This window comes from Mesorhizobium sp. P160219 (assembly GCF_057786095.1).
In genome coordinates this window covers 138,762-162,515 of record NZ_JBYNWG010000001.1, presented here as the reverse complement: position 1 = coordinate 162,515, position 23,754 = coordinate 138,762, and the positions used below count along the sequence as shown (strand labels likewise).

Annotated in this window: 20 protein-coding genes; 10 read left to right on the top strand and 10 right to left on the bottom strand. The window is 63.0% G+C overall.

Annotation, left to right across the window (positions count from 1 at the left end; translation table 11 throughout):
* Positions 1–30: 30 nt before the first annotated feature.
* From AC3EMP_RS00790 to AC3EMP_RS00780, 3 genes are all read right to left on the bottom strand, one after another.
* Positions 31–1,104 (bottom strand): ABC transporter ATP-binding protein, encoded by a 1,074-nt coding sequence (locus tag AC3EMP_RS00790; protein ID WP_023696411.1) that lies wholly within the window; start codon positions 1,102–1,104, stop codon positions 31–33.
* Between the two features lie 91 nt (positions 1,105–1,195).
* Complete coding sequence (locus tag AC3EMP_RS00785) at positions 1,196–2,020, bottom strand: ABC transporter permease (RefSeq protein WP_352712572.1); 825 nt, start codon at positions 2,018–2,020, stop codon at positions 1,196–1,198.
* The gene (locus AC3EMP_RS00780) at positions 2,017–2,934 is read right to left on the bottom strand and encodes an ABC transporter permease (RefSeq protein WP_023696410.1); all 918 of its coding nucleotides are present in this window, start codon (positions 2,932–2,934) and stop codon (positions 2,017–2,019) included. The genes AC3EMP_RS00785 and AC3EMP_RS00780 overlap by 4 nt, the downstream gene beginning before the upstream one ends.
* Before the next feature lie 292 nt (positions 2,935–3,226).
* Between AC3EMP_RS00780 and AC3EMP_RS00775 the strand changes: the two genes are divergently transcribed.
* Positions 3,227–4,639 (top strand): aminotransferase, encoded by a 1,413-nt coding sequence (locus AC3EMP_RS00775; protein ID WP_352712570.1) that lies wholly within the window; start codon positions 3,227–3,229, stop codon positions 4,637–4,639.
* 15 nt (positions 4,640–4,654) lie between these two features.
* Here AC3EMP_RS00775 and AC3EMP_RS00770 read toward each other — a convergent pair whose 3' ends face one another.
* Positions 4,655–5,857 carry an aromatic ring-hydroxylating oxygenase subunit alpha gene (locus AC3EMP_RS00770; RefSeq protein ID WP_023696407.1) on the bottom strand — a complete coding sequence of 401 codons (1,203 nt, stop codon included), beginning with the start codon at positions 5,855–5,857 and terminating at the stop codon, positions 4,655–4,657.
* Positions 5,858–6,360: 503 nt separating this feature from the next.
* Between AC3EMP_RS00770 and AC3EMP_RS00765 the strand changes: the two genes are divergently transcribed.
* A complete protein-coding gene (locus AC3EMP_RS00765) occupies positions 6,361–6,741 on the top strand; it encodes a hypothetical protein (protein ID WP_023683947.1) in 381 nt (126 codons plus the stop codon).
* Between the two features lie 235 nt (positions 6,742–6,976).
* On the opposite strand, the gene AC3EMP_RS00760 is transcribed toward AC3EMP_RS00765, so the two are convergent.
* Together AC3EMP_RS00760 and AC3EMP_RS00755 are read right to left on the bottom strand one after the other, a co-directional pair.
* Positions 6,977–9,067 (bottom strand): hybrid sensor histidine kinase/response regulator, encoded by a 2,091-nt coding sequence (locus AC3EMP_RS00760; protein ID WP_023670065.1) that lies wholly within the window; start codon positions 9,065–9,067, stop codon positions 6,977–6,979.
* A 223-nt stretch (positions 9,068–9,290) separates the two neighbouring features.
* The gene (locus AC3EMP_RS00755) at positions 9,291–10,019 is read right to left on the bottom strand and encodes a response regulator (RefSeq protein WP_023670064.1); all 729 of its coding nucleotides are present in this window, start codon (positions 10,017–10,019) and stop codon (positions 9,291–9,293) included.
* Between the two features lie 94 nt (positions 10,020–10,113).
* On the opposite strand from AC3EMP_RS00755, the gene AC3EMP_RS00750 reads away from it, so the two are divergent.
* Positions 10,114–10,818: a response regulator transcription factor gene (locus tag AC3EMP_RS00750; protein ID WP_023670063.1), complete on the top strand. Its 705-nt coding sequence runs from the start codon at positions 10,114–10,116 to the stop codon at positions 10,816–10,818.
* A gap of 71 nt (positions 10,819–10,889) precedes the next feature.
* Here the strand turns inward: AC3EMP_RS00750 and AC3EMP_RS00745 are convergent, their stop codons facing one another.
* Positions 10,890–11,060, bottom strand: coding sequence for a hypothetical protein (locus tag AC3EMP_RS00745; protein WP_023670062.1), 171 nt, complete (start codon positions 11,058–11,060; stop codon positions 10,890–10,892).
* A 33-nt stretch (positions 11,061–11,093) separates the two neighbouring features.
* Positions 11,094–11,426, bottom strand: coding sequence for a hypothetical protein (locus AC3EMP_RS00740; protein WP_023670061.1), 333 nt, complete (start codon positions 11,424–11,426; stop codon positions 11,094–11,096).
* A gap of 331 nt (positions 11,427–11,757) precedes the next feature.
* Here AC3EMP_RS00740 and AC3EMP_RS00735 point away from each other — a divergent pair, with 331 nt between their 5' ends.
* Complete coding sequence (locus tag AC3EMP_RS00735) at positions 11,758–12,219, top strand: L,D-transpeptidase (RefSeq protein ID WP_023683946.1); 462 nt, start codon at positions 11,758–11,760, stop codon at positions 12,217–12,219.
* Between the two features lie 164 nt (positions 12,220–12,383).
* Here the strand turns inward: AC3EMP_RS00735 and AC3EMP_RS00730 are convergent, their stop codons facing one another.
* Positions 12,384–15,467: an efflux RND transporter permease subunit gene (locus AC3EMP_RS00730; protein WP_023696405.1), complete on the bottom strand. Its 3,084-nt coding sequence runs from the start codon at positions 15,465–15,467 to the stop codon at positions 12,384–12,386.
* Positions 15,464–16,768 (bottom strand): efflux RND transporter periplasmic adaptor subunit, encoded by a 1,305-nt coding sequence (locus AC3EMP_RS00725; RefSeq protein ID WP_023670058.1) that lies wholly within the window; start codon positions 16,766–16,768, stop codon positions 15,464–15,466. The genes AC3EMP_RS00730 and AC3EMP_RS00725 overlap by 4 nt, the downstream gene beginning before the upstream one ends.
* Before the next feature lie 149 nt (positions 16,769–16,917).
* Between AC3EMP_RS00725 and AC3EMP_RS00720 the strand changes: the two genes are divergently transcribed.
* From AC3EMP_RS00720 to AC3EMP_RS00695, 6 genes are all read left to right on the top strand, one after another.
* Positions 16,918–17,454, top strand: a complete 537-nt coding sequence (locus AC3EMP_RS00720) for a TetR/AcrR family transcriptional regulator (protein ID WP_023670057.1) — start codon at positions 16,918–16,920, stop codon at positions 17,452–17,454.
* 348 nt (positions 17,455–17,802) lie between these two features.
* Complete coding sequence (locus tag AC3EMP_RS00715) at positions 17,803–18,591, top strand: 3-hydroxybutyrate dehydrogenase (RefSeq protein WP_023670056.1); 789 nt, start codon at positions 17,803–17,805, stop codon at positions 18,589–18,591.
* A gap of 140 nt (positions 18,592–18,731) precedes the next feature.
* The gene (locus tag AC3EMP_RS00710; protein WP_023670055.1) at positions 18,732–19,550 is read left to right on the top strand and encodes a chromate resistance protein ChrB domain-containing protein; all 819 of its coding nucleotides are present in this window, start codon (positions 18,732–18,734) and stop codon (positions 19,548–19,550) included.
* The gene (gene chrA / locus AC3EMP_RS00705; RefSeq protein ID WP_352712566.1) at positions 19,547–20,938 is read left to right on the top strand and encodes a chromate efflux transporter; all 1,392 of its coding nucleotides are present in this window, start codon (positions 19,547–19,549) and stop codon (positions 20,936–20,938) included. The genes AC3EMP_RS00710 and chrA overlap by 4 nt, the downstream gene beginning before the upstream one ends.
* 288 nt (positions 20,939–21,226) lie before the next feature.
* Positions 21,227–22,162, top strand: coding sequence for a methyltransferase (locus AC3EMP_RS00700; protein ID WP_488494577.1), 936 nt, complete (start codon positions 21,227–21,229; stop codon positions 22,160–22,162).
* Between the two features lie 379 nt (positions 22,163–22,541).
* Positions 22,542–23,747 carry a pilus assembly protein TadG-related protein gene (locus AC3EMP_RS00695; RefSeq protein WP_348529196.1) on the top strand — a complete coding sequence of 402 codons (1,206 nt, stop codon included), beginning with the start codon at positions 22,542–22,544 and terminating at the stop codon, positions 23,745–23,747.
* Positions 23,748–23,754 lie beyond the last annotated feature (7 nt).

Sequence of the window (23,754 nt, the reverse complement as noted above, 5' to 3'; positions counted from 1 at the left end):
AAAACCGGTTCCCACTTTTCGGGATCATGCTCAGTCCGCCATCGCCACCAGGGCCTCGGGATCGTAGCCGAGGCGGATCGAAGTGCCGACGGGGATATCGTCGGCGCCGAAGTCGTTGGTCTCGGTGACCGACAGTGGCTTTTCCAATCCGGGTATCTCGACGATCAGGTGGGTGATCTCGCCAAAATAGTGGCGTTCGACCACCTTGCCGGCCACTTCGAATTTCGCCGTCGCATTGTCCCACAGCACGCGCAATCGCTCCGGCCTGATGCCCAGAGTGGCGCCGCCGCCATTGCGCACGAAGGCCTTCGGCTTGTCGGTCCTGACCCGGCCGAAGCCCAGCGTGTCGACGACCAGCGAGGCGCTGCTCTCCTCGACGATCTGCGCTTTTACGAAATTCATGCCGCCGAGGAAATCGGCGACCTGGCGGTTGACCGGCCGCTGGTAGATTTCCTTGGGCGAGGCGACCTGGGCGATCTTGCCGCCGAACATTACGGCGATGCGGTCGGACATAGCGAGCGCCTCATACTGGTCATGGGTGACCAGCACGAAGGTGATGCCGACCGCCTGCTGCAGGCGGCGCAGTTCGACCTGCATCTGCTCGCGCAATTTCTTGTCGAGTGCCGACAGCGGCTCGTCGAGCAGCAGCACCTTGGGCCGCATCACCAAGGCGCGGGCGAGCGCCACGCGCTGGCGCTGGCCGCCGGAAAGCTCGGTGGCGAGGCGTTTGCCGAGGCCGGTGAGCGACACCTGCGCCAGCGCTTCCTCGACGCGGCGCTTTTCTTCCGTTCCTCCCAGCCTGAGCCGTTTCAGCCCATAGGCGACATTCTGCTCGACATTGAGATGCGGGAAGATGGCATAACTCTGGAATACCATGTTGGTCGGCCGGCGGTTGGCCGGGATGCCTTCCATCGACTGGCCGCCGACCGAGATCGAGCCGCTGGTCGGGTTGTCGAAACCGGCAATCATGCGCAGCAGCGTGGTCTTGCCGCAGCCGGAAGGGCCGAGCAGCGAAAAGAACTCGCCCTCCTTGATGGTCAGCGAGGCGTCGTCGAGCGCCTTGAACGCCCCATAGCTGCGGGTAACGCTGCGGATTTCGATCATTGCCCGGTCGGTTTGGGGTCGATCAGATTGGGCCCGCTCGGAATTATCTTGCTTGGATGGCTCATCCTGAGGCCGTTCGGCCCGGGACTGCTCAGGCATAGAGGCCTCCCTCGCTCTGGGTGCGTCTGGCCGCATGGCGGCGCAGGATCTCGGCAACGGTCATCAAAACGAAAGAGGCAACCAGCAGCAGCGTGCCCAGCGCCAACACACCCGGCAGCTTGGCGGCAAAGCGCAACTGGCCCCAGATATAGATCGGCAGCGTCGTCTCGGTGCCGGTCAGGAAGAAAGCGATGACGAACTCGTCGAGCGAGATGGTGAAGCAGACCAGGAGGCTGGAAATGATCGCCGGCGCCACCATCGGTAGCGTCACCCGCCGGAAGGTGCCGAAGGCACTCTCGCCGAGATCGGCGGAGGCTTCTTCGAGGCTGCGGTCGAAGCCCTCGAAACCGGCGGTCAGCACCGTCATCGAATAGGGAATGCAGATCAGGACATGGCCGAGTACGACGGTGAACAGCGAAAGGCTTAAGCCCAGTTGCAGCATGACCAGCAGCATGGAGATGGCGAGGATGATTTCCGGCAGCACCAGCGGCGCCATGATCAGGCCATTGATTGTGCGGCGGCCGGGATAGCGGTAGCGGGTGATCGAGCGGGCGGCGAGGATGCCGAGCAGCGTCGCCAGCACCGATGCCGAGATACCGACGATCAGGCTGTTCCAGGCGGCGTCAAGCAGCGCCGGCGTCGTCGGCAGGTCTTGGTACCATTTCAGCGTATAGCCGGTGAGAGGAAATTTCGGCGTCGGCGCGGTGTTGATCGAGAAGATCGGCAGGAAGATCACCGGCAGATAGAGAAAGACGACGTAGAGGAAGGCGTAGGCGGACAGCCAGCCGCCGGGAAAAAGGCGCCGCCTCGCCGTCATCGCGCCAGCCTCTGCAGCGCGCGGATGATGAGCACGGTGGCGCCCGCCATCAGCGTCACGACCAGCATGGTGGTCACGGACAGTGCCGCGCCGAGTGGCCAGTTGGAGGCCTTATGGAACTGCGACTCGATGGCATTGGCGATCATCACGCCATCCTTGCCGCCGACCAGCCTTGGGGTGACGTAGTCGCCGACGGTGGGGATCATGACGATGAGAGCGGCCGAGATGACGCCCGGCGCCGACAGCGGCAGCGTCACGCGCAGGAAGGAGCGCAGCGGGCCGTCGCCAAGATCGGTGGCAGCCTCGACCAAGGTGCGGTCGACCTTCTCGAGCGAAACGAAGATCGGCAGGATGGCGAAGGCCGCCCAGGCGTGTGTGAGCGTGATGATGACGGCGCTGGAATTGTAGAGTAGCGCGGTCGATGGTTCGTCGACGATGCCGAGGGCCATCAGGCCGGAATTCAGCACGCCATTATAGCCGAGGATGACTTTCCATGACATCACGCGCAGGAGATAGCTGGTCCAGAACGGGATGGTGATCAGGAACAGCCACAGGCTCTTGTGGCGACCGCCATGGAACGAGATGAAATAGGCGATCGGATAGGCGAGGATGACGGTGAAAAAGCTCACCGTCAGGGAAATGCAGAGCGAGCGCCAGAGCAGATCGCGGTAGATCGGCTCGGTCAGCGCGATGCGATAATTCTCCAGCGTGAATGTATGGTCGATGGTGAGGTAGTTCTGCGTCCAGAAGGAGTGGGCGAAGACCACCAGGATCGGCACCAGCAGCAGGATCAAAGCGTAGACCAAGGTCGGGCTGATCAGGGCAAGGCCCTGGACGGACTCGGACTGCAGAAGGGCGTTTCGCCTTGCTCGCGTCATGCGCCGCGTGGGCACCCCTTCGGCAGCTACCGTCATTGCAGCGACCCGGGCGTGATCTCGGTTGCTGGCTCGAACTGTTCCGCCATGATGCTCCCATCGACCGGGCCGGCTGCCTGTTCCCAATTTTTGCGGAGCGCGCTTTGCTGGTTGCGCTCCAAGCTTGCCGGCTTTCTTTCATCATGAGCGCATCCGTGCATTGAAATCAAGCGCTATTTCTGTAATATTGATTGAACGGACATTCAAAATGAAGTGAAGAAAGCCGGCTTTCCTGCCCGTGGCGCTTCGCTTTCTGTCCGGTGAAATTACGCTCAGACGATGCGAGGCAATGATGGCGGCTGCAAGAGACCTAAGAGCGATGGAAATGGCTGACGGTGGCGATGCGGTCGAGCTGGCCAAGCGCCATCTCATCCAGCCCTGGCCTTATGCCGGCTCGGTCGGCAATGAAGCGCGTGCGCTGATTGGCGAGGGCGATGGCATCTACATCACCGATGTAACAGGCAAGCGACTGATCGACGGGCCGGCCGGCATGTGGTGCATCAATGTCGGCCACCGCCGCGAGGAGCTGGCCAGGGTGATGTACGACCAGGCGATGATGCTGTCCTACAACACGCCCTGGTATACGATGAATGCGCCGTCGGCCGAGCTCGCCAAGCGCCTCGCCGATCATGCGCCGGGCGATCTCAGCCATACCTTCTTCACCACCGGCGGATCGTCGGCTGTCGAGACGGCACTGCGCTTCATGCAGTTCTACAACAATGTGCGCGGGCGGCCGGAAAAAAAGCTGATCCTCAGCCGCGGCGGCGCCTATCACGGCTCGACCTATCTGTCGGCCTCGCTCAACGGCCGGCCGCGCGACCGCGACTGGATGGACGGCGCCGACGATCTGGTCGTCAAACTGTCCTCGCCAGACCCGTTCCGGCGGCCGAAAGGCATTGACATCGCCGCCTTCTGCGATTTCCTGGTCGAGCAGTTTCGCGATACGGTCGCCCGCGTCGGCGCAGAGAAGATCGGTGCTTTCGTCGGCGAACCGGTGCAGGCATCCGGCGGCGTCGTCGTGCCGCCGGATGGCTATCTCAAGCGCATTCGCGAAATCTGCAGGGACAACGATATCCTCTATATCTCCGATGAGGTGGTGACCGGCTTCGGGCGGCTCGGCCATGTCTTTGCCTCCGGCGATGGCTTCGGCATCGACCCCGACATGATCACCTTCGCCAAGGGCGTTACATCAGGCTATTTCCCGCTTGGCGGCGTCATCATCTCGGAGCGGCTGCTTCAGGAAATGCGCCGTTCCAACCATCCCGATGCGATGTTCGGCCATGGCCTGACCTATACCAGTCATCCCATCGGCTGCGCGGTGGCGCTGAAGAACCTCGATATCCTGGAAGACAGCGTGCTGGCCCACACGCGCGATGTCGCGCCCTATTTCCAGGCGCAGTTGAAGACGCTGGAGGAACTGCCGCTGGTTGGCGAAGTCCGCGGCATGGGCCTGATGGGCTGCGTCGAGTGCGTAGCCGACCGCGAAAGCAAGGATCCGCTGCAGCTCGACAAGGATGTCGGCAAGCGCATCGACGCGCATTGCCACGAACTCGGCCTCCTGGTCCGGCCGCTGATCAACATGTGCGTGATGTCGCCGCCGCTGATCATCACGCGAGAGCAGATCGACGACATGGTGGCGGTCCTGCGCGAAGGCATTTCGCGGACCATGGATGATCTGCGCAAAGAGGGCGTGTGGCAGGGGTGACTGGCAGTTCCGCCCCTACACCTGCGAGCGCATAGCCTCATTGAGGTTCCACATGTCCTTCTCCTCCGGCGCCGTCTCCAGGCCCAGCACCGGGATCTGCTTGCGCAGATGGTCGTGGTGGGTGCGCACACCGTATTCGAGGTCGGAGAGATAAAAACCCTCGAAGGCCTCCGAGATCATGGACTCGTTTGACCAGACGGAAAGCTGCACGTCCTCGTTCATGGTATCGCGGTCGATGCGGTAGGCGAGATAGCGGGCGGCCGCCTGTTCCCGGGTCTCGTCGGGGTAGCGGTAGATGGCGCCGCGCAGCAGCGTCTCGCCGGTCGACAGCGGGAACTCCTGATAGAACTGCACCGATTCCGGCATGATCGACAGCGCGTTGTTGGGGAAGATGCCGTAATAGATCCAGGCCCTGCGCAGATGCTCCGGCAGGTGTGAGGCATCGGGCGTGAGCTTGATGTATTCGCGCACGCTCCAGCGCCGGCCGGCATGCGGATTGTAGGTGGCAAACGAGCGCGACACGCCGTTGATGAACGGCTCGTCGAAATAGGTCGAGCCGTAGAGATCCTGCAGCGCCGGATGCGCCATGGCGACGTGGTAGCCTTCATTGTCGACGTCGCGCACCGACTTCCAGTTGACCGGCGTTTTCTGTGTCCAGATGCCCCAGGACGGCACCATCTCGGCCACGTTGTAGTGTGCCATCTCGGCCTCGATCGGCTTCAACAGTTCGGCCACCGAAGGCTGCGGGCCGCCCTTGCGAAAGCGGACAAAGATGAAGCCCATCCATATCTCAAGGTCGAGCGGCATCAGGCCGAATTCGGTCTTGTCGAGCTCGGGGAAGGAGCGCGGCCGGGCGGCGCCGCGCAGCGTGCCGTCGAGATTGTAGACCCAGCCATGGAACGGGCAGACCAGCGCGTTCTTGCAGGTGCCCTGGCTGTCGGCGACGACGCGGCTGCCGCGATGCCGGCACATGTTGTTGAAGGCGCGCACGACGCCGTCCTTGCCGCGCACGATGAGCGCCCGCTCGCCGACCACGTCCATAGTCAGATAGTCGCCGGCATTCGGCACGTCGCAGACATGGCCGGCGATCTGCCAATGGTTGCGGAAGACGTATTCCTTCTCAAGTTCGAGAAGCGCGTCGGAGTGATAACTCCAGCCCGGCAGACCCCGCCGGTCCCAATCATTGGGGATCGCCACGTCACGGAGATGCGGGTTCATAAAAAAGCTCTTCTTTTATTGAATACTCATTCAATAAAACCATATTTTACATTGAAATGCAATGGCTTGTAGAAATCTCAACTTTTCAAGTCGGCACAACAGGACCAGCTGAAAGCCAGAAAATCCCGGAATATCCGGGCGTTAACCGGGGGCGTGAAATAGCTGTCCGGCATGCGGATTTGGCCGTGCCGAGCTTGCAAACACGGCCCGCTCCGAGACGAAAATACCTGGCGTCCGCAAATTCGATCCGCAGTGTGAGCTTGTTCATAGTGCGGCCGACAGGAAGCGGGCTTGGTGCGTTCGCGGCCCGCCTGTCGTCAACATTTGATTGCCCGCATGAAACAGCTTCGCAAACGCATCTTGCCGTCGGCACATAACCGGATCTGTCCGGATATGCCCGAATTTCTTGTTTCAAACCTGTTACGCGGGCAAGCCAAGCGCATCATTCGCCCGTTACCAGGCGCGCTTAGGTTCTTTTCATAAGAAAACGAAGGGGAGCAGCAATGCATACGAAAGTCGAGATCACTAGCAACGAACGACGCGCCAAACTGGCACTGCGTCAGCGCGCCAGCGACCATCCGGTTGCGATGTTCTCCATGCTGGGCGCCTGCGCTCTGGCCGTCATGTTCCTGACACCGGCTTCCGGTCCGGCTTTTGCTTCGCTCAACCCGCCGGCCAATGTTGTCCAGGGCGCGCCGACCACCATCAAGACCGCCCGGCTGCCGGAGCCGGAAATCGATTTTGCCTGCCAGGGTCAGGCCTGGGGCGCCGAGAGCGCGGAGTGCCTGCGCGTCATCGCCGCCCAGTCCGGCGTGCACAAGGCGCGTGCCGTCCGCATGATCGCCAACGCAGCGCCGCTGACCACGACACCCAACGTTTTCTGAACCTCCCGAGCGCTTCCTCCCGCGCTCGTTCTTGGCTCCCGCCGCTTCCCTCGGTCGGGAGCCTCTTTTTTAGGGCCTATCGATATTCGGGTGAGGCCGGCCTGCGCATGGAGGTTCCCTGCGCTTCCGGTGCTCGCGTACTTCAAGTGCGCTCCGCTCCGGTTCTCGGGAACCACCATTCTCGACTCCGCCTGACCCGAATCTCGATAGACCCTACATGGGTGCTTCCGAAAACTTAGCCGGCGGCGGCGACCTGGTCGGCTATTGCCGAGAGTACGCCGCGGACGTCCAGCGTCGAGAACGGCTTTTCCAGGATTTGCGGGCGCTGCGGCGCCGGCAAGGCTTCGATCTCGGCCTTGGCGCCGATCAGGTCGCCGGTGACCAGCACGAAGCGTTTGGCCAGCGCCAGGTTGTCGGCGAGCAATTCGCGGTAGATGGCAATGCCGCTGGTGCCGGGCATGCGCAAGTCGGAAAAGACGATGTCTGGCGGCATGTGGCCGGTCAAGGTCGCCGCCGCCGACGTCCAGGCCGGCACGACCCGCGACTTGATACCCATCAGTTCCAGGATGTCGGAGAGGGAGCCGGCGACGTCGGGTTCGTCGTCGATGATCAGCGCATGGCGCAAGCCGCTGGAACGAGCCGGGCTGTCGCCGGCTGCTGCCGCGCCGCCGGTGATTACCGGCAGCTGGACGACGAAGCGCGCGCCACGCGGCAGCACCTCCTCGAACCAGATATTGCCGTTGTGGCGCTCGACGATCGATTTCGAGATCGACAGGCCGATGCCGGTGCCGACGCCGACCGGCTTGGTGGTGAAATAGGATTCGAAGATGCGGCTGCGGATCGCCTCGGGAATGCCCGGTCCGTTGTCCTCGACCGAAAACCCGGGGTTGCCGCGATCGCTGCGGAATGTCCGCACCTTGATCAGGCGGTCGCCGCCGATACCGGCCAGAGCGTGTTGGCTGTTGATCAGGAAATTGGCGGCCACCTGCGTGACGTGGTCGGCATCGGCCATCGCCAGCAGCGGGCCGGGCGCGAAATCGGTGTCGATGATGATGCCGCTCGAGCGTGCGCCATAGGCGGTTACTTCGAGTGCGGCGCGGATCACCTGGTTGAGATCGGTCTCGGCCTGCGCCGCCGGATGCAGGCGCACCATCGACAGGAAGCTTTTGACGATGCGGCCGCAGCGCTCGGCAGCGGCGCGCACTTTCTCGGCGCGAACCTTGGTCTGCGGGTCGGTGGCGAATTCATGCAGCAGCGTCGACTGCGCAACGACCACGGCGAGCGGGTTGTTGAGCTCGTGCGAAACACCGGCCAGCAGTGAACCCATCGCCGCCATCTTCTCGTTCTGGTGCAGTTTTTCGCGCTGGCGGTTGATCTCTTCTTCGGCGCGCAGCTTATCGCGCAGATCGCGGATCGAACCGAAGATGAGCTGACGGTCAGCCACCCGCATCTCGGTCGCCGTCAATTCGATGGGAAACACCTCGCCGGCCGCATTCTGTGTCACGGTCTCAAGCCGTTGGCCAACCATCGGCGCGCCGCGGCCAGACATGTATTCGGCGCCCGAGACATAGCCCTTGCGGTAATATTCCGGCACCACGGTATCGAGCAGGTCCTTGCCGAGGATGTCGCTGCGCTGATAGCCGAACATCTTTTCGGCGGCCGGATTGAATTCGATGATCGAGCCGGTCTCGTCGATGACGATGATGGCGTCGAGCGACGCCTGCAGCATGGTGCGGCGGATGACTTCGCTGGCATGGGCGTCGGACGGCGAGTGCTCGATGGCGTCGCCGATGGCGAGCGCGATGATGTGCATCGTCGCCTCTTCCTCTTCGGTCCATTCGCGCTCGTTTAGGCAGTCATTGACCGCGAACGTGCCCCACAGATGACCGTGCGCGAACACCGATACCGACAGGAACGACTTGATGTGCTGCTTTTCGAAATCGGCCCTGAGGAACCCGTCGAGATCGCGCGTATGGCCGGCGAAGATCTTGCCTTGCCGCTCGTCCTCTCCAATCCGCTCCAGCAGCGGATCGGTATCGACGATCGACTGCATGATCACCGTCGGCGAAGCCAGTTCGCCGCCGAAGCGAGGATCGATCCAGTAGGCGGCGACCGATTGGGCGAAGCCCTGGCCGGGCAATTCGCGCAGCCTGAACAGGATGCCGCGCTGGCAATTCATGGCGCTGCAGAGCGTTTCGAGGATGGTTTCCATCTCGCGCTGCCAGTCGCCGGCATCGCGCAACCGGCGGACGACGCGCACAGCCGCCATCGCGGCGCTCTGGCGAGCGCCTTGCGGGTCCATACGTGGTGCTGGTTCAGCGGTCATGTCAGCCATCAGTAAAGGGCCGTCGAATTAGGCAGCTATGGAGCATTTCACGAAAAAGGTGAAACGCTCCATGTTTCAATGTAATCCCGAACGGAAATCGCTACGCACTGTTCCTGGAATTGCTAGAGCGTTTCACCGTTTCACGGAAACGGAGAAGCCTCTATCTCTTTGTTTTTTACGCAATTCCGGGCGGAAAACCGCGTACACTTTTCCTGTAATTGCTCTAGTGCCCGTCACCGGTCGGCAGCGAGAAGATATAGCCTTCGCCGCGCACTGTGCGCAAAAATTTCGGATTGGCCGGATCGGTTTCGATCTTCTTGCGCAGCCGCATGATGCGAATGTCGACGGCGCGCGACGATTCAGGATCCTCAACAAAACCAATCGCCTCGGAGATCGCCGATCGCGTCAACAGCCGGTTGGCGCGGGTCAGGAAAACCTCCAGCACATCGAACTCGCTCTTGGCCATGTCGATGACGGCGCCGTTGGCGCCGGTGACAAGCCTGCCGTCGAGGTCGGCCTGGAACGGGCCGAAGGTCAGGCGGCGGCCGCCATCGGCTTGTGTCTTCGCCGCCTGGGGCGGGCTCGGCTGCGGAACGCGGCGCAGCACGCTGCGCACACGAGCCAGCACCTCACGCAACTCGTAGGGCTTGACGATGTAGTCGTCGGCGCCAAGCTCCAGCCCGACAATGCGGTCGAGTGCGGTGCCGGCAGCCGTGGCATAGATGATGCCGACCGGTATTTTCGAGCGCAGCCAGCGGCCGAGCGACAGTCCGTCCTCGCCCGGCATGGCGATGTCGAGAATGGCCAAATGAAACGATTCCGTCTCCAGCAAGGCGCGCGCCTCGGCCGCGCTTCCGGCCTGGGTCACATCGTAGCCGTTGGCGCCGAGATACTCGGCGACCGCGTCCCGGAGATCGGGCTCGTCCTCGACGATGACAATCCGTGCCCGCACTATGGCCTCGCTCCCGCTTTCAGCGGAAAGTAGATTGGGTATAAACATGATGTCCAGCACTCATATCCGGTTGCGGGGGAACGGGAAGAAAAACATGGCTGCACGATCCGTCATCGCGCTGGTTTCCGTCGCCGATGTGGTGGCCGGCGATCTTGCCGATCATCTCGACCGGCGCGGCCATGACGTGCGCGAGGCGCGGCAGCCCTGGGAAGCTGAATCCCTGCTTTCGGCCGGAGGCATCGATATCGTCATCGTCGGCGACAGCCTCAGCCAGGCGGAAGGGCGGGACCTGCTCAGGCGTTATGGCGGCGGCCAGAGCGCGGACGGGAAGGCGGGGCCGGATTTCATCCTGATCTGCCGGCCGGCCGATCTGGTCGACAAGGTGCTGGCGCTCGAGCTTGGCGCCGCAGATGTCGTCGAAAGTCCGCTCAATGTCAGGGAGCTTGCCGCGCGCATCGGCGGCCTGCTGACGCGGCGCGGCAGGTCCGCCCAGGAACTGATCGTGCTGGAAAATGCCACCGTCGATTTGCGGTCGGCCATCGTCATGCACCGTTCGGGTACGGAAGAACAGCTGTCGCCGGGCCAGGTGGCGCTGCTCAGGCTGTTTCTGGCCAGCCCGCGCAAGGTGCTGACGCGCGACGACATCATTGCGGCGGCGCCCGCCGAAAATGCCGATGCCTTCGACCGCTCGATCGATTCGCGCATCGTGCGGCTGCGCCGCAAGCTCGACACCGAAACCATCACAACTATACGCGGCGCAGGCTACCGGTTCGACCCGCCGACGCAGCGCGCCGACTGAGGGTCGGGAGGCTGGATTGTTCCTCGGCTCGCCCAAAAAAGCTGCGCAATCTCGGGCGCCATGCATAGGCGTCAGCGCACCACCAGAAGCGATGGTCCCGACGGCAATTCGCTGGCGACTACGATTTCGCTGGCGGCATGCGCGCGGTCCTTCAGGAGAACCGTGGCGAGACCGGCAAAGCCGAGCAGGCCTTGTGCATAGAGCAGTACCGAAAGCACGGAGGCTGCAGATTTCGTCTTCATCGGTTGTCCCCAAAAATCAGAACCGCGGGTGCTTCAGGATAAACCCGAAGTGCCCGCGTCGCCCACGGAGCCCCCCGTTGCGACGCGGGCCTTCGGTCCTCTCGGCAGCAAGTTGCCGGAGGGGCCGCGCATCCACTTCAACCCGAGGCCGACCCGCCAGAGGGCCCTGAGACGGTTGATGCGCAGACTGGAGACAATCCAGACCAAGGCTATGAACAGCGCGGCATGCAGCGTCGAAATCTCACCCGAATTCATCACCGCCAGTTTCGTCATCGGGGTGCCGGCTACTGTGCCGATGCCGCCGACGACAAATGCGGCGATGCTTATCCTGAAGAGCCAGGACAGGGTGGTCGATTTGATGCTCATTTTCGTTGGCGCCGGCTGTTCTCGTTGGGATGACTGTGCCGCGAGCCTGTAACCAGATCATGCCGCCCAGGCCGCGCTTTGTTGCAAGTCGGTTTCGAGCGAAGCCAATCTTCTTTCATATAAGGACATCAGCACTTTCGTTTGGGGGCGCGGTGCGTGATCGGGAGTGCGCAGCGAAGGCGGAGCACGCTTCCCTTGTCCACCTTGCTTGTTAACCAGAGGAAACAGATTCGAAACACAAACGAGCCTCAGCGAAGTCAGTCTGAAACATGGCGCGGGGATAAGGCGGCCACCGAATTGACGCCGGCAGGACCGGCAAAGAGGAGCCATCATGTACAAAGCCATTTCCGCCAAACTCATCAACGTCACCGCCGCAGCCGGCGGCGCCGCGCTTCTGCTTGGCACCGCCAACAGCACCGCCCATGCCGCGGCAAACCAGATCGTGGCGCGTGTTTCGCTGTCGCAGCAGACCATGGAAGTGCTGGTCGATGGCCGGCCGACTTTCGCCTGGAAGGTCTCGACCGGCGACAGTGCGCATGTCACGCCGACCGGCTCGTTCAAGCCGACCCGCATGCACGAGATGTGGCATTCGAAGAAATACGACAACGCGCCGATGCCGCATTCGGTCTTCTTCAGCGGCGGCTACGCCGTGCATGCGACCAACGCCATCAAGCGGCTGGGACGGCCGGCGTCGCATGGCTGCGTGCGGCTGCATCCCGACAATGCCGCCGACTTCTACCAGTTGGTCGAAACCTTCGGCCCGACCAACACCAGCATCGTCATCGTCAAGTAGCAGACTGCGTTTGGAGCGATGGTGCAGCGCAGCCGGCCAGGTCATGCCGCACCGCAAGTTCCCGCCTGAAGCTCCATCAGAGCTTCGCGGTAAATCAATCCAGTCAAAAAAGAGGCCGGAAATTTCCGGCCTCTTTTCGTTTGTTCGCTAACGCCGTTCGCAGCTCAGTCCGCGTGCACCGGCATCAGCTTCGGGTCTGGCTTTTCGGCGTGGTGCGGCAGGTCCTTGCTGGCGATGAAGGTGTAGAACATCGGCACCACGAACAGGGTGAACATGGTTCCGACCAGGATGCCGGTGAAGATCACGAGGCCCATCGAATAGCGCGCCGCCGCACCAGCACCACTGGACACGATCAGCGGCACGACGCCGAGCGCCATCGCCGCTGTCGTCATCAGGATCGGCCGCAAGCGCACCTTGGCCGAGGCGACGATCGCATCGCGCCGCCTCATGCCATGCAGCTCGCGCTGCTGGTTGGCGAACTCGACCAGAAGAATGCCATGCTTGGTGATCAGACCTATCAGTGTGATCAGGCCGACCTGCGTGTAGATATTGAGCGTTCCAAGCCCCAGATTGAGCGGCACGATGGCGCCAAAGATCGACAGTGGCACCGCCATCATGATGATCAGCGGGTCGCGGAAGCTTTCGAACTGCGCCGCCAGCACCAGATAGATGACGATTACGGCGGCTGCGAACGCGATAAGGATCGTGTTGCCCTGCTCCTTCTCCTGCCGGGACTGGCCGGAATAATCGATGAAGAAGGTATCGGGCAGGCTCTCCTTGGCAAGGTTCTCCAGGGTCTGCAGCCCGTCGCCCGTGGTGACGCCGGGAAGCGGCAGCGCTGATATCGTCGCCGAGTTCAGCTGGTTGAACTGCTCGATCGCGGCCGGCGCGGCGTTGGTCGAAATCTTCACTACCGCTGAAAGCGGCACCATTTCGCCGGTCACGCTACGCACGAAATATTCGCCGAGCTTCTCGGGATTGTCGCGGAATTCCTTCGGCACCTGCGGGATGATGTCGTAGCTGTTGGAGTCGCGGTCGAACTGAGCCACTTCGGCGCCGCCGACCAGCAGCGTCAGCGTCTGGCCGATGTCGGCGATCGGCAGGTTGAGAGCCGCCGCGCGGTCGCGGTCGATGGTCACCGTCACCTGCGGAGCGTCAAAGGACATCGAGTTTTGCACGACGATGAAGCGGCCGGAGGCCTGCGCCTTGTTCTTAATCTGCTCGGCCGCCTCGTAGACCTCGGCGGAACCACCGGTCGAGCGCACCACCATGGAGATCGGCAGGCCGCCGCCGGAGCCCGGCAGCGTCGGCGGCGCGAAGACGAAGGCCTCGACGCCGGCCACCTTGCCGAGGCGTCCCTGGATATCGGCTTGAAGCTCCTTTGAGTTGCGCTGGCGCTCGGCCCAATCCTTGAAGGCGAAGCCGACAAAGGCGCCGTTGGTGGCGCCGCCAAAGGCAACGGCGGAGAATTGCGCCCTGGTTTCGGGAATGTCCTTCACCAGGCCGAGGATCTGGTTGACGTAGGTCTCGGTGTAGTCCGAGGTCGCGTAGCGCGGTGCCGTCACGATAGACAAGAGGAAGCCCTGGTCCTCTTCCGGCGCCAGTTCGCTCGAGGTCTTGGTGAACATGAAGCCGGTGAGCGCAACCAGCGCCACGACCATCAGCAGCGTCACCGGTCGATTTCTCAAGGAGGCGGTGACCGCCCGCTCATAGACATGCTCGACACGGCTGAAGGTTCCGTCGACGACGCGCTGGAAGCGACTGTGCGATCCCGCCTTGAGCAGACGCGCCGCCATCATCGGCGTGATGGTGACGGCTATGAGGCCGGACAGCACCACCGAACCGGCGAGCGTCACCGCGAACTCGCGGAACAGCGCGCCGGTCAGGCCGCCGGTGAAGGCCAGCGGCGCGAACACGGCGGCGAGCGTGATGGTCATGGCCACGATGGCGGAGAAAATCTCGCGCATGCCGTTGAAGGCCGCCTGCATCGGCGACATGTGGTCCTCCTCCATGTGGCGATGGATGTTCTCCACCACCACGATAGCGTCGTCGACGACAAGGCCGATGGCCAGCACCATGGCCAGCAGCGACAGAAGGTTGATCGAATAGCCGACCGCAAACAAAAGGAAGCAGACGCCAACCAGCGACAGCGGGATGGTCACGATCGGCATCATCACCGAGCGGAATGAGCCGAGGAACAACAGGATGACCACGACGACGATGGCGACGGCTTCGGCGATGGTCTTGAACACTTCATCGATCGAGGCGCTGATCTGTTCGGTGGAATCGTAGACGATTTCGATGGTCATGCCTTTCGGCAGCGTCTCTTGAATCAAAGGCACGATCTTGTGGATCGCCTCCGCCGTTGTCAGCGGGTTGGCGGCCGGCGTCGGGAAGATGGCGAGGAAGGTGCCGGGCTTGCCATTGAAGCTCACCCTCGTGTCGGTGCTCTCGGCGGCAAGCTCGACTCGCGCCACGTCGCGCAAGCGCACCACCTGGCCGTCCGTCGAGCGCAGCGGAAGCTCGGCAAAGGCCTCAGGCGTCTGCAGCGTCGAGCGAACCGTGATCGAGGAGACGACATATTCGTTCTCGGTGTTGCCGGGCGCCGACAGGAAGTTGGAGTTGTTGATCGCCGCCAGCACTTCGGCGGCGGTGACGCCACGCGCAGCAAGCTTGACCGGGTCGATCCAGACCCGCATCGAATATTCCTCGGCGCCGAAGATCTGCACGTCGGCGACACCTTCGACCGTCGACATGCGCGGCCGCACCACCCGCTCGATATATTCGGTGAGCTGCTCCTTGCTCATGTTCGGATTCTGCATCGAGATGTACATCATCGCGAACTCTTGGCCGGTACCCTTGACGATGACCGGGTCCTTGGATGCATCCGGCAAGGTGCCGCGTACGCCCTGCACCTTCGACAGGACCTCGGTGAGCGCGACATCCGGATTGGAGCCGAGCTTCATCTGGACGACCACGGTGCTCGAAGACGGCCGGCTGGACGAGGTGACGTAGTCGATGTTCTCGGTCGAGGCGACGGCCCGCGCGATCGGGGCGGAGATGAAGCCCTGGATCAGGTCGGCGCTGGCGCCGGGATAGGCGGTGGTGATGGTGATCGCCGTCTCGTCAACCTTGGGATACTGCCGGATCGACAGGTTGAAGATGCCCTGGAAACCCAGGAGCAGGATCATGCAGGCGAGGACGGTGGAGAGGACCGGCCGGCGAATGAAGATGTCGGAAAAGTTCATTGCTGAGCCTGCTGGTTAGCCGACTTGCTGGGGTCAATGGTGTTGTCGACAGCGACGGACATGCCGTTGAAGAGACGGTTCTGACCGGCGGTGACGACCTCGTCACCGGCCTTGATGCCCTCGATGATCTCGACCATGCCGTCGTTGCGGCGGCCGGGCTTCACGAACACCTGCGACAGCACGAGCGCCGGCTTTTCCGGTTCTGCCGCGGGCTTCGCGGGGTCGACAGCCGGCTTGTCCGCGGGCTTCGCCGCGGCGTCTTCGGCAGCCGGTTTCGCGTCTGCCGGCTTTGCATCTGCCGCCGGCTTTGCTGCGTCGGCCCCCGCGGCAGGCTTTTCCTCGGGTTTCGCGGCTGGGGCGCCTTCCGCCGGCTTCGCCGGAACGACGACGAAGACGAAGTCGCCATAGAGGCTCGACGTCAATGCCGTCTGCGGCAAGGACAGAATGTTTTTCTCCTGCGGCAGCTCGACGCGAACCTGGACGAACTGGCCGGGCGTCAGCTTGCCGTCAGGGTTGGCGACCTCGCCGCGGACGGACACCAGGCGGCTTGAAGCGTCGATCTTGGGATCGATGCCGCGAATGGAGCCGGCAAACGGCATGTCGGCGCCGCCGCCGGTGCCGCCGAGGCCGAGCCGCACCGCCTGGCCTATCTTGAGCAGCGGCAGCTGCTGTTCGGGTACCGAGAAATCGACCCGCATGGTGTCCAGATCCTGCAAGGTCACCACTGCGTTGCCGGGCGAGAGATATTGGCCGAGGTCGATCTTGGGGATGCCCACGGTGCCGGCGAACGGCGCCGTCAGCTGCTTCTGATCGAGCACGGCCTGCAGCTTGTTGACCTGCGCGGCGGAGGCCGATGCAGCGGCTTGAGCGGTGTCGAGCGTGGCATCCGTTCCGACGCCGCGCCGCTGCAGCTCCAGCGCGCGTTCGAGCGCCGTCTTGTCGGACACGGACTGCGCCTTGGCCGCGACCAGATCCGCGCGTTCGACGGCATCGTCGAGCTGCAGCAGGACCGAATCGACCGGCACCTTCTGGTTGGCATGGAAAAGGATGTCCTTGACGATGCCGCTGGTCTCGACGGTAAGGTCGACACCGCGCACGGCGCGTACCGTGCCGATCGCCTCGACGCCCGGCGTCCAGTCGGAAGGCTTGACGACAACCGTCGATACGGTCGTCGCCGGCGGCTTCATGGTGGCGAAATACTGTTTGATAGCGTTGTCGCGGAACAGGTTGAAGCCGACAACGCCGACGCACACCAGAGCGAGCAGAAGCAGAATTGCGGTGATAGAGATGAAGCGCTTCACGAACTGTCCCCTCGGCCGGTGTCCGGCAAAATAGCCGAATAGCGGGACACTTATCGACGCCAGGTCCCGATTACAAATGACGGCGAACTTACTGTACCGTCTGGACGGTCTTGTCAATTCCGCCTAGGCTGGTGCGGGGGAAGGGATCGATGAAGACCCAAAGGGCAAATTCGCGCGACAAGATACTCGCCGCCGCCGCCGATGTCGCACGCGAGACCGGTCCCGGCAGCCTGTCGCTTGACGCCGTCGCCAGCCGCGCCGGCGTGTCGAAAGGCGGCCTGTTATATAACTTTCCGACCAAGGCCAAACTGATGCAGGGCCTGGTGGAGAATTACCTGCGCGCGTTCGAGCTGGCGCTGGAATCGGGCCGTGTCGCCGGCGCCAGCGGCGAGAGCCTGCTCGCCACCTATATCCGGCTCTCGGCGGATGATTGTGAGGAGCCGAAGCCGACGGCTTCGTGGATATTCTCGGCGATCGCCGAGGATCCGGATTTCCTGACGCCGATAAAAGCCTTCAAGTCACAGCTGCTGCAGCGGCTGAAGAGCGAGACGCCGGACCTCAAGACGCTGCTGGTCTGCTTTCTGGCCATCGAAGGGCTGCGCAGCATGAACCTCTTCGATTCCGACGTGCTGTCCGCCGACGAACGCCACTTGCTGGTATCGGCCCTACTGGAGATTGCGGGATAGCTTAGGGCGTCGCGGTCGAAGAAGCGATACGGGCCGGGCGGAAAGGACGGTTAGTGAGCGGCATGGCATAGGCACGCATCACGACATCGGCGATTTCAAGCTACAGCCCCCCTGATTCGTTGGATCGATGCTTCAGGAATGACTGCGCGAATGCGCGGCCGACTATGTTGCGCCGCACCATAACACTGCCGTGCCAGCCTTGACGTGTCAGCCTTGAGACGGCGCTCGGCGAGGCCTGCAAAGCGCGTTTTAGGGCTGTGATGGCGCCGGCATATGGTTATGGCATTGTCATGTTGCGGCGCACAAACTATGTGCCTTTGTAGTCCTCCTAACAGTCGCGAGATCTCCATGGGTTCCCTTTCTTCGAAGAATGCGCTCGTCACCGGATCGACCAGCGGCATTGGCCTGGCCATTGCCCGCGCCCTTGCCGCCGAGGGCTCCAACGTCACGATCAACGGCCTTGGCGAAGCCGCGGCGATCGAACAGGAGCGCGCCGGCATCGAGAAGGATTTCGGCGTCCAGTGCCGCTACTCCGGCGCCAACATGATGGACGGCGCAGCGGTGACCGCCATGGTGCGCGAAGCCGAGCAGGCCTTAGGCAGCCTCGACATTCTGGTCAACAATGCCGGGATACAGCATGTCGCGCCAATCGAGGAGTTTCCCGACGACAAGTGGGAAGCCATCATCCGCATCAATCTGCTTGCCGCCTTTTACGCGATCAAGGCCGTGGTGCCCGGCATGAAGGCGCGCAAATGGGGCCGCATCATCAACACCGCGTCGGCGCATGCACTGGTCGCCTCGCCGTTCAAGTCGGCTTACGTCTCGGCCAAGCACGGCATAGCGGGTCTGACCAAGACGGTAGCGCTGGAAGTCGCGCAGGACGGCATCACCGTCAACGCCATCGCGCCCGGCTATGTCTGGACGTCACTGGTCGAAAGGCAGATCCCCGACACGATGAAGGCGCGCGGCATGACCGAGGAACAGGTCAAGCGCGACGTGCTCCTGGCGGCACAGCCGACGAAGCAATTCGTCACCGTGGAGGAGCTCGCCGCGCTGACGCTGTTTCTGTGCTCGGACTCGGCCAGGCAGATTACCGGCACGACTTTGCCGATGGATGGCGGCTGGACGGCGCAGTAGGCGCGGTCCCCCGGCGCCGCTCTTTCCTTGACAAAGACGAAGGATCAATCCAGCATTGTGGCAAGGGGTTCCTTCGCGACGACCCCGTGAGGCGTCAGCCCAATGATCGCGTCCAAACTCTCACTCTGGAGGTGGACGCCATGCCGTCAACAACCGCAATCACCGTAGCGCAGCTTTCCCGCCTTGTCGGTCTGTCCGACGCGCCTGTTCTTGTCGATGTCCGCATCGACGAAGACTACGACGCCGATCCGCGGCTGCTTCCGGCCTCGTGCCGGCGCGACTTCAAGTCTGTTTCGAGCTGGGCGGCCGAGTTCACGGGGGCTCATGCTGTCGTCATCTGCCAGAAGGGGCTGAAGCTCTCGCAAGGCGTTGCCGCATGGCTGCGCCATGAGGGCATTGCTGCCGAATCCCTTGAAGGCGGCTTCGAGGCGTGGCAGGCGGCCAAGGGACTTCTGGTCAAGGCCGACAAGATACCGCCCCGCGACGACAAGGGCCGCACGGTCTGGGTGACGCGTGCCCGCCCCAAGGTCGACCGCATCGCCTGTCCCTGGCTGATCCGCCGCTTCGTCGATCCCTCGGCGGTGTTCCTGTTTGTCGAGCCGTCTGAAGTGCTGGCGGCCGCCGATCGGTTTGGGGCGGTTGCCTTCGACATCGACGACGTGTTCTGGAGCCATCGCGGCGAGCGCTGCACCTTCGACACGATGATCGAAGAGTTCGGGTTGCGGTCCGAAGCGCTCGATCGCCTTGCGCTGATCGTGCGTGCAGCCGATACGGCGCGCCTCGATCTCGTACCGCAGGCGGCCGGGTTCCTCGCTGCATCGCTCGGGCTGTCGCGCATGTTCCGCGACGATCTCGAACAGCTTGATGCCGGCATGCTGCTCTACGATGCGTTCTTCAGATGGTGCCGCGATGCCACTGACGAAACCCACAATTGGCCCAGCGCGGGCAAAGCGCCATGAGCGCCCTCGCCGCGGACGACGATGCACAGGCTACCGAGGCTCCGGTCGTCCCGACCTTCCGCCAAGCCGCGAAACTGTGGGCAAGGATCGGCCTGCTCTCCTTCGGCGGGCCGGCCGGACAGATCGCGCTGATGCACAAGGAATTGGTCGAGGATCGCCGCTGGATCGGCGAGCAGCGGTTCCTGCATGCGCTCAACTACTGCATGCTTCTGCCAGGCCCCGAGGCACAGCAGCTCGCCATCTATATCGGCTGGCTGCTGCACCGGACCGCCGGCGGCCTCGTCGCCGGCATCCTGTTCGTGCTGCCCGGTGCGTTTGTCATGCTGGGCCTCAGCATCTTCTACGTGCTTTACAATGATGCGCCTGTCATCGAGGCGCTGTTTTTCGGCATCAAGGCGGCGGTGCTGGCCGTCGTCGTCGAGGCGGTCCTCCGCATCGGCAAACGGGCGCTCAAGAACCGGGTGATGGTGGCGATCGCGGTGGCCGCGTTCCTTGCCATTTATGTCATCAGGCTGCCGTTTCCGCTGATCATCCTGGTTGCAGGGCTGACCGGCTGGATCGGCAACCGCTTGGCACCGGCGCGTTTTTCCGGAGCCGCACGCGGCAAGGACAATTTGCCCGATGTCAGGGGCGCCGTCGACGTCATGTTCGAACGCGGCGACCTCGCTCACACCAAGTCGACGAAATGGCACGCGCCGCGCACCATCGCGATCTGGCTGCCGATCTGGCTCGGGCCGGTCGTACTGATCCTGGCGCTGACCGGCCCTGCCAGTGTTTGGGCACAGCTTGGCGGCTTCTTCAGCCTGATGGCGGTGGTCACATTCGGCGGCGCCTACGCTGCGCTCTCCTATGTCGCGCAGGCAGCGGTGACCTCGTTCGGCTGGCTGGCGCCGGGTGAAATGGTCGATGGGCTTGGTCTGGCCGAGACGACGCCGGGACCATTGATCCTGGTGCTGCAGTTCGTCGGCTTCGTCGCCGCCTATCGTCACGCCGGTGCGATGGGACCGCTTGTGGCCGGATCGCTCGGCGCATTGCTGACGCTCTGGGTGACGTTCGTGCCGTGCTTCTTCTGGATCTTTCTGGGTGCCCCCTACATCGAGGCGCTGCGCGGCAACAAGGCGCTGTCGGCGGCGCTGAGTGCGATCACGGCGGCTGTGGTCGGCGTGGTGATGAACCTTGCGCTGTGGTTCGCACTGCATGTCGTCTTCGGCGCGTTGCACCGTTTTGGTCTTGGGATGGAGCTACCGGTGCTGTCGTCGCTGGATTGGCGCGCCGCGCTGCTGGCGGCGGCCGCCATGGTCGCCATGCTGAAACTGAGGATCGGCATGCTGCCGACATTGGCCGGCTCGGCGCTGGCCGGACTGGCGCTGCTGGCCTTGCCTGCGTAGCGTCCGAAGGCGCGACCAGCCATTATCACAGCCGGATTTTTGAGGTATGCCGGGCCGGCGCACAACGGTCGCGGGCGCTGGTAGGATCAGCGCTGGCCCCGGAGATACGCTTTACGTCGAACCCGATACCGCCAAGCTGAACCTGCTCGACGCGGAGAGCGGCGCGCTGGCGAACTGATTTGACGAGGTTGGCCGAGCTGTTCAAAGTCGATCCTGGATCGCACAACGGGATATGACATGGTGGATTCCGATCGGATCGACAAGCTGATCGCAGGGGTGCCCCCCGCCTTGGCGCTTCGTGCCGGGCTGGACCTTGGCATCTTCACCTGGCTCGGCGGCGATGCTGCGACTGCCGACAGCCTTGGGGCAGCGCTCAAAGTCGAGCCCGCTCGTCTGTCGCGGCTCCTCTACGCGCTCGCCAGCATCGGTCTCCTCGACGTCGAGGATGGTCAGTTTCGCAACGGAGCCGAAGCGTCGGAGTTCCTCGACGCGTCCAAGCCGACCTATCGCGGCGGCGATCATGTGCTGCTGCGCGAACTCTGGGGAGCCGACCTTTTGACCGCAGAGTCGCTGCGGCAGAATCGGCCGGCCGCGCTGCACGACTTTTCCGAAGCGGGGCCAGAATCCGCAGCGGCCTTCAGCCGCATGCTCGCACCGGGAGGGGTGATTTTCGGCCGAAATCTCGCCCGTGAACTGGACTTCTCGGCGGTCAGTTCGGTGATCGACATCGGCGGCGGCGCCGGGACCATTCTGGTCGGTCTTCGCGAGCGATGGCCGCATATTGCGGCGACTTTGATGGAACTCCCGACGGTCGCGGCGGTCGCACCAGCGATCCTGTCGGAATACGGTGCCGGCGATGTGGTTGTCGAAGAAGGCGACATAACGGTCGCGCCATCGACCGGCCGGCATGACTTGGCAATCCTGAAGGCTGTCGTCCAGGTCCTGCCGCCGGACCAGGCGCGCAGTTCGATCCTGAACGCGGCGCGTTGCCTCACCCAAGGAGGCGAGATCGCAATTGCGGGGTGGGGTGTCGTCGATGACGACCGTCTCGGCCCGCCTGAGGGTGTCTTTCTCAATCTCACCTTCCTGAACCTTTACCGCGCAGGCGAATCGTACACGGAAGGTCAGTATCGCGGGTGGATGGCCGAAGCTGGGTTCCGGGATATCTCCAGGTCGCAGCTGACCGACGGCACCACGTTGTTTCGTGGGCGCCTCACGGACTGATTGTGGCTGGAGTAGTTGGTTTCGGGCGTGTGTGGCCCTCAGAGCCAGCCCCGGACGGATTGCACAAAGTTCCTGAGGCGGCGTGAGCCGATCTTTCCCCGTACCGGCAGCGCGGTGTCCCCTGTCTTCTCGATAGCTTCTTCGCAGAGGGGGCATTTAAATGTCACTTGGTCGACAACAAAGTTCGGGATAGCGGCATATTTCGCATTCGTCGATTGGGGCGGAACCTCCGACAGGATGTTGCGCGGTCGCTGCAACTTGCGCCTAGCTAGCCCGTTCGACTACGTCGAATCGGAATGGAGTTTTTAGACATTCGTTTATCTATTCGTGGTTTCTAATACATATGGCATCCAACGCGTTCACCCGGATTTGGTTTGCTTTGAGCCGCCTAAGGCGCGCCACGAACGGTAACGTTGCCGTCATCGTTGCCTTCACCTTGCCGGTCGTGGTTGGCGGCGCCGGCCTCGGTGTGGAGACATCCTTCTGGTATTACAGCAGCCTCAAGCTGCAGGCCGTTGCCGATGCCGCGGCCTATGCCGGCGCGCTCGAGAAAGTCGCGGGTTCCGATAACCCGACCATCATCGCCGCCGCCACGCAGTCCGCGACCTCGAACAATTTTGCCACGCCGGGCACGATCCAGGTCAACACGCCGCCATTGTCCGGCCCGAACACCGCGAAGAAGGCAGTGGAGGTCATCGTCAAGCAGAACCTCGACCGCTACTTCACGGCGATTTTCAACCAGGCGCCCGTTGCCGAACAGGCAAGGGCGGTGGCGCTGATCAATGACGCCTCCAAAGCTTGCGTGCTGGCGCTCAGTCCGTCGGCCTCCCAGGCTGCGCTCTTTTCCGGCAACACCACCGTCAACCTCACCGGCTGTTCGGTCATGTCGGACTCGATTGCCTCGGACGCCATAAAGACGCAGGGCTCGGCGGTGCTCAAGGCCGACTGCCTGATCACGGTCGGCGGCATGGTGCTGAACAATCCAGCGACCACAGTCTGCAAGTCCAACATCACCCGAGCCTTGCCGGCAGCCGATCCTTTCTCCGGCTTGGCGACGCCGACAGCCGGCAACCCTTGCAAGAATGTCAATGGCAACAAGACGTCGCAAACACTCCAGCCTGGCACCTACTGTAGCGGCATGAGCCTCAGCGGCAACGTCACCCTGCAGCCCGGCGTCTACGTCGTGCAGGGCGGTATGAAGGTCAACGCCAACGCGGTCGTCGCCGGCAGCGGGGTAACCATCTTCATGGCAGGCAGCAACACCGTCAGCATGAACGGCAACGCCAAGGTGACGCTGAGCGCGCCTACCTCCGGAGCCTATTCCGGCGTGCTGTTCTACGGCGACAGGACCGGGACTGCGGCACAGAGCACCTTCAACGGCACAGCGGACTCGCTTTTGACCGGCGCCATCTATTTCCCCAGGCAGCAGGTCAACTACCTTGGCAACTTCTCGGGGAACGGCGGCTGCACTCAGGTCGTCGCCGACACCATCCAGTGGTCCGGCAGTACGACCATCAAGCAGGACTGCACCAGCCTCGGGATGAAGAACATTCCGGCGACGCAATCCGTTCAGCTCGTCGAGTAGCGGGATG

Bases quoted from the DNA above. Each gene is read 5' to 3' on its own strand.
- AC3EMP_RS00790 (WP_023696411.1), bottom strand. From the start codon at position 1,104: ATGATCGAAATCCGCAGCGTTACCCGCAGCTATGGGGCGTTCAAGGCG.
- AC3EMP_RS00785 (WP_352712572.1), bottom strand. From the start codon at position 2,020: ATGACGGCGAGGCGGCGCCTTTTTCCCGGCGGCTGGCTGTCCGCCTAC.
- AC3EMP_RS00780 (WP_023696410.1), bottom strand. From the start codon at position 2,934: ATGACGGTAGCTGCCGAAGGGGTGCCCACGCGGCGCATGACGCGAGCA.
- AC3EMP_RS00775 (WP_352712570.1), top strand. From the start codon at position 3,227: ATGGCGGCTGCAAGAGACCTAAGAGCGATGGAAATGGCTGACGGTGGC.
- AC3EMP_RS00770 (WP_023696407.1), bottom strand. From the start codon at position 5,857: ATGAACCCGCATCTCCGTGACGTGGCGATCCCCAATGATTGGGACCGG.
- AC3EMP_RS00765 (WP_023683947.1), top strand. From the start codon at position 6,361: ATGCATACGAAAGTCGAGATCACTAGCAACGAACGACGCGCCAAACTG.
- AC3EMP_RS00760 (WP_023670065.1), bottom strand. From the start codon at position 9,067: ATGACCGCTGAACCAGCACCACGTATGGACCCGCAAGGCGCTCGCCAG.
- AC3EMP_RS00750 (WP_023670063.1), top strand. From the start codon at position 10,114: ATGGCTGCACGATCCGTCATCGCGCTGGTTTCCGTCGCCGATGTGGTG.
- AC3EMP_RS00745 (WP_023670062.1), bottom strand. From the start codon at position 11,060: ATGAAGACGAAATCTGCAGCCTCCGTGCTTTCGGTACTGCTCTATGCA.
- AC3EMP_RS00740 (WP_023670061.1), bottom strand. From the start codon at position 11,426: ATGAGCATCAAATCGACCACCCTGTCCTGGCTCTTCAGGATAAGCATC.
- AC3EMP_RS00735 (WP_023683946.1), top strand. From the start codon at position 11,758: ATGTACAAAGCCATTTCCGCCAAACTCATCAACGTCACCGCCGCAGCC.
- AC3EMP_RS00730 (WP_023696405.1), bottom strand. From the start codon at position 15,467: ATGAACTTTTCCGACATCTTCATTCGCCGGCCGGTCCTCTCCACCGTC.
- AC3EMP_RS00720 (WP_023670057.1), top strand. From the start codon at position 16,918: ATGAAGACCCAAAGGGCAAATTCGCGCGACAAGATACTCGCCGCCGCC.
- AC3EMP_RS00715 (WP_023670056.1), top strand. From the start codon at position 17,803: ATGGGTTCCCTTTCTTCGAAGAATGCGCTCGTCACCGGATCGACCAGC.
- AC3EMP_RS00710 (WP_023670055.1), top strand. From the start codon at position 18,732: ATGCCGTCAACAACCGCAATCACCGTAGCGCAGCTTTCCCGCCTTGTC.
- chrA (WP_352712566.1), top strand. From the start codon at position 19,547: ATGAGCGCCCTCGCCGCGGACGACGATGCACAGGCTACCGAGGCTCCG.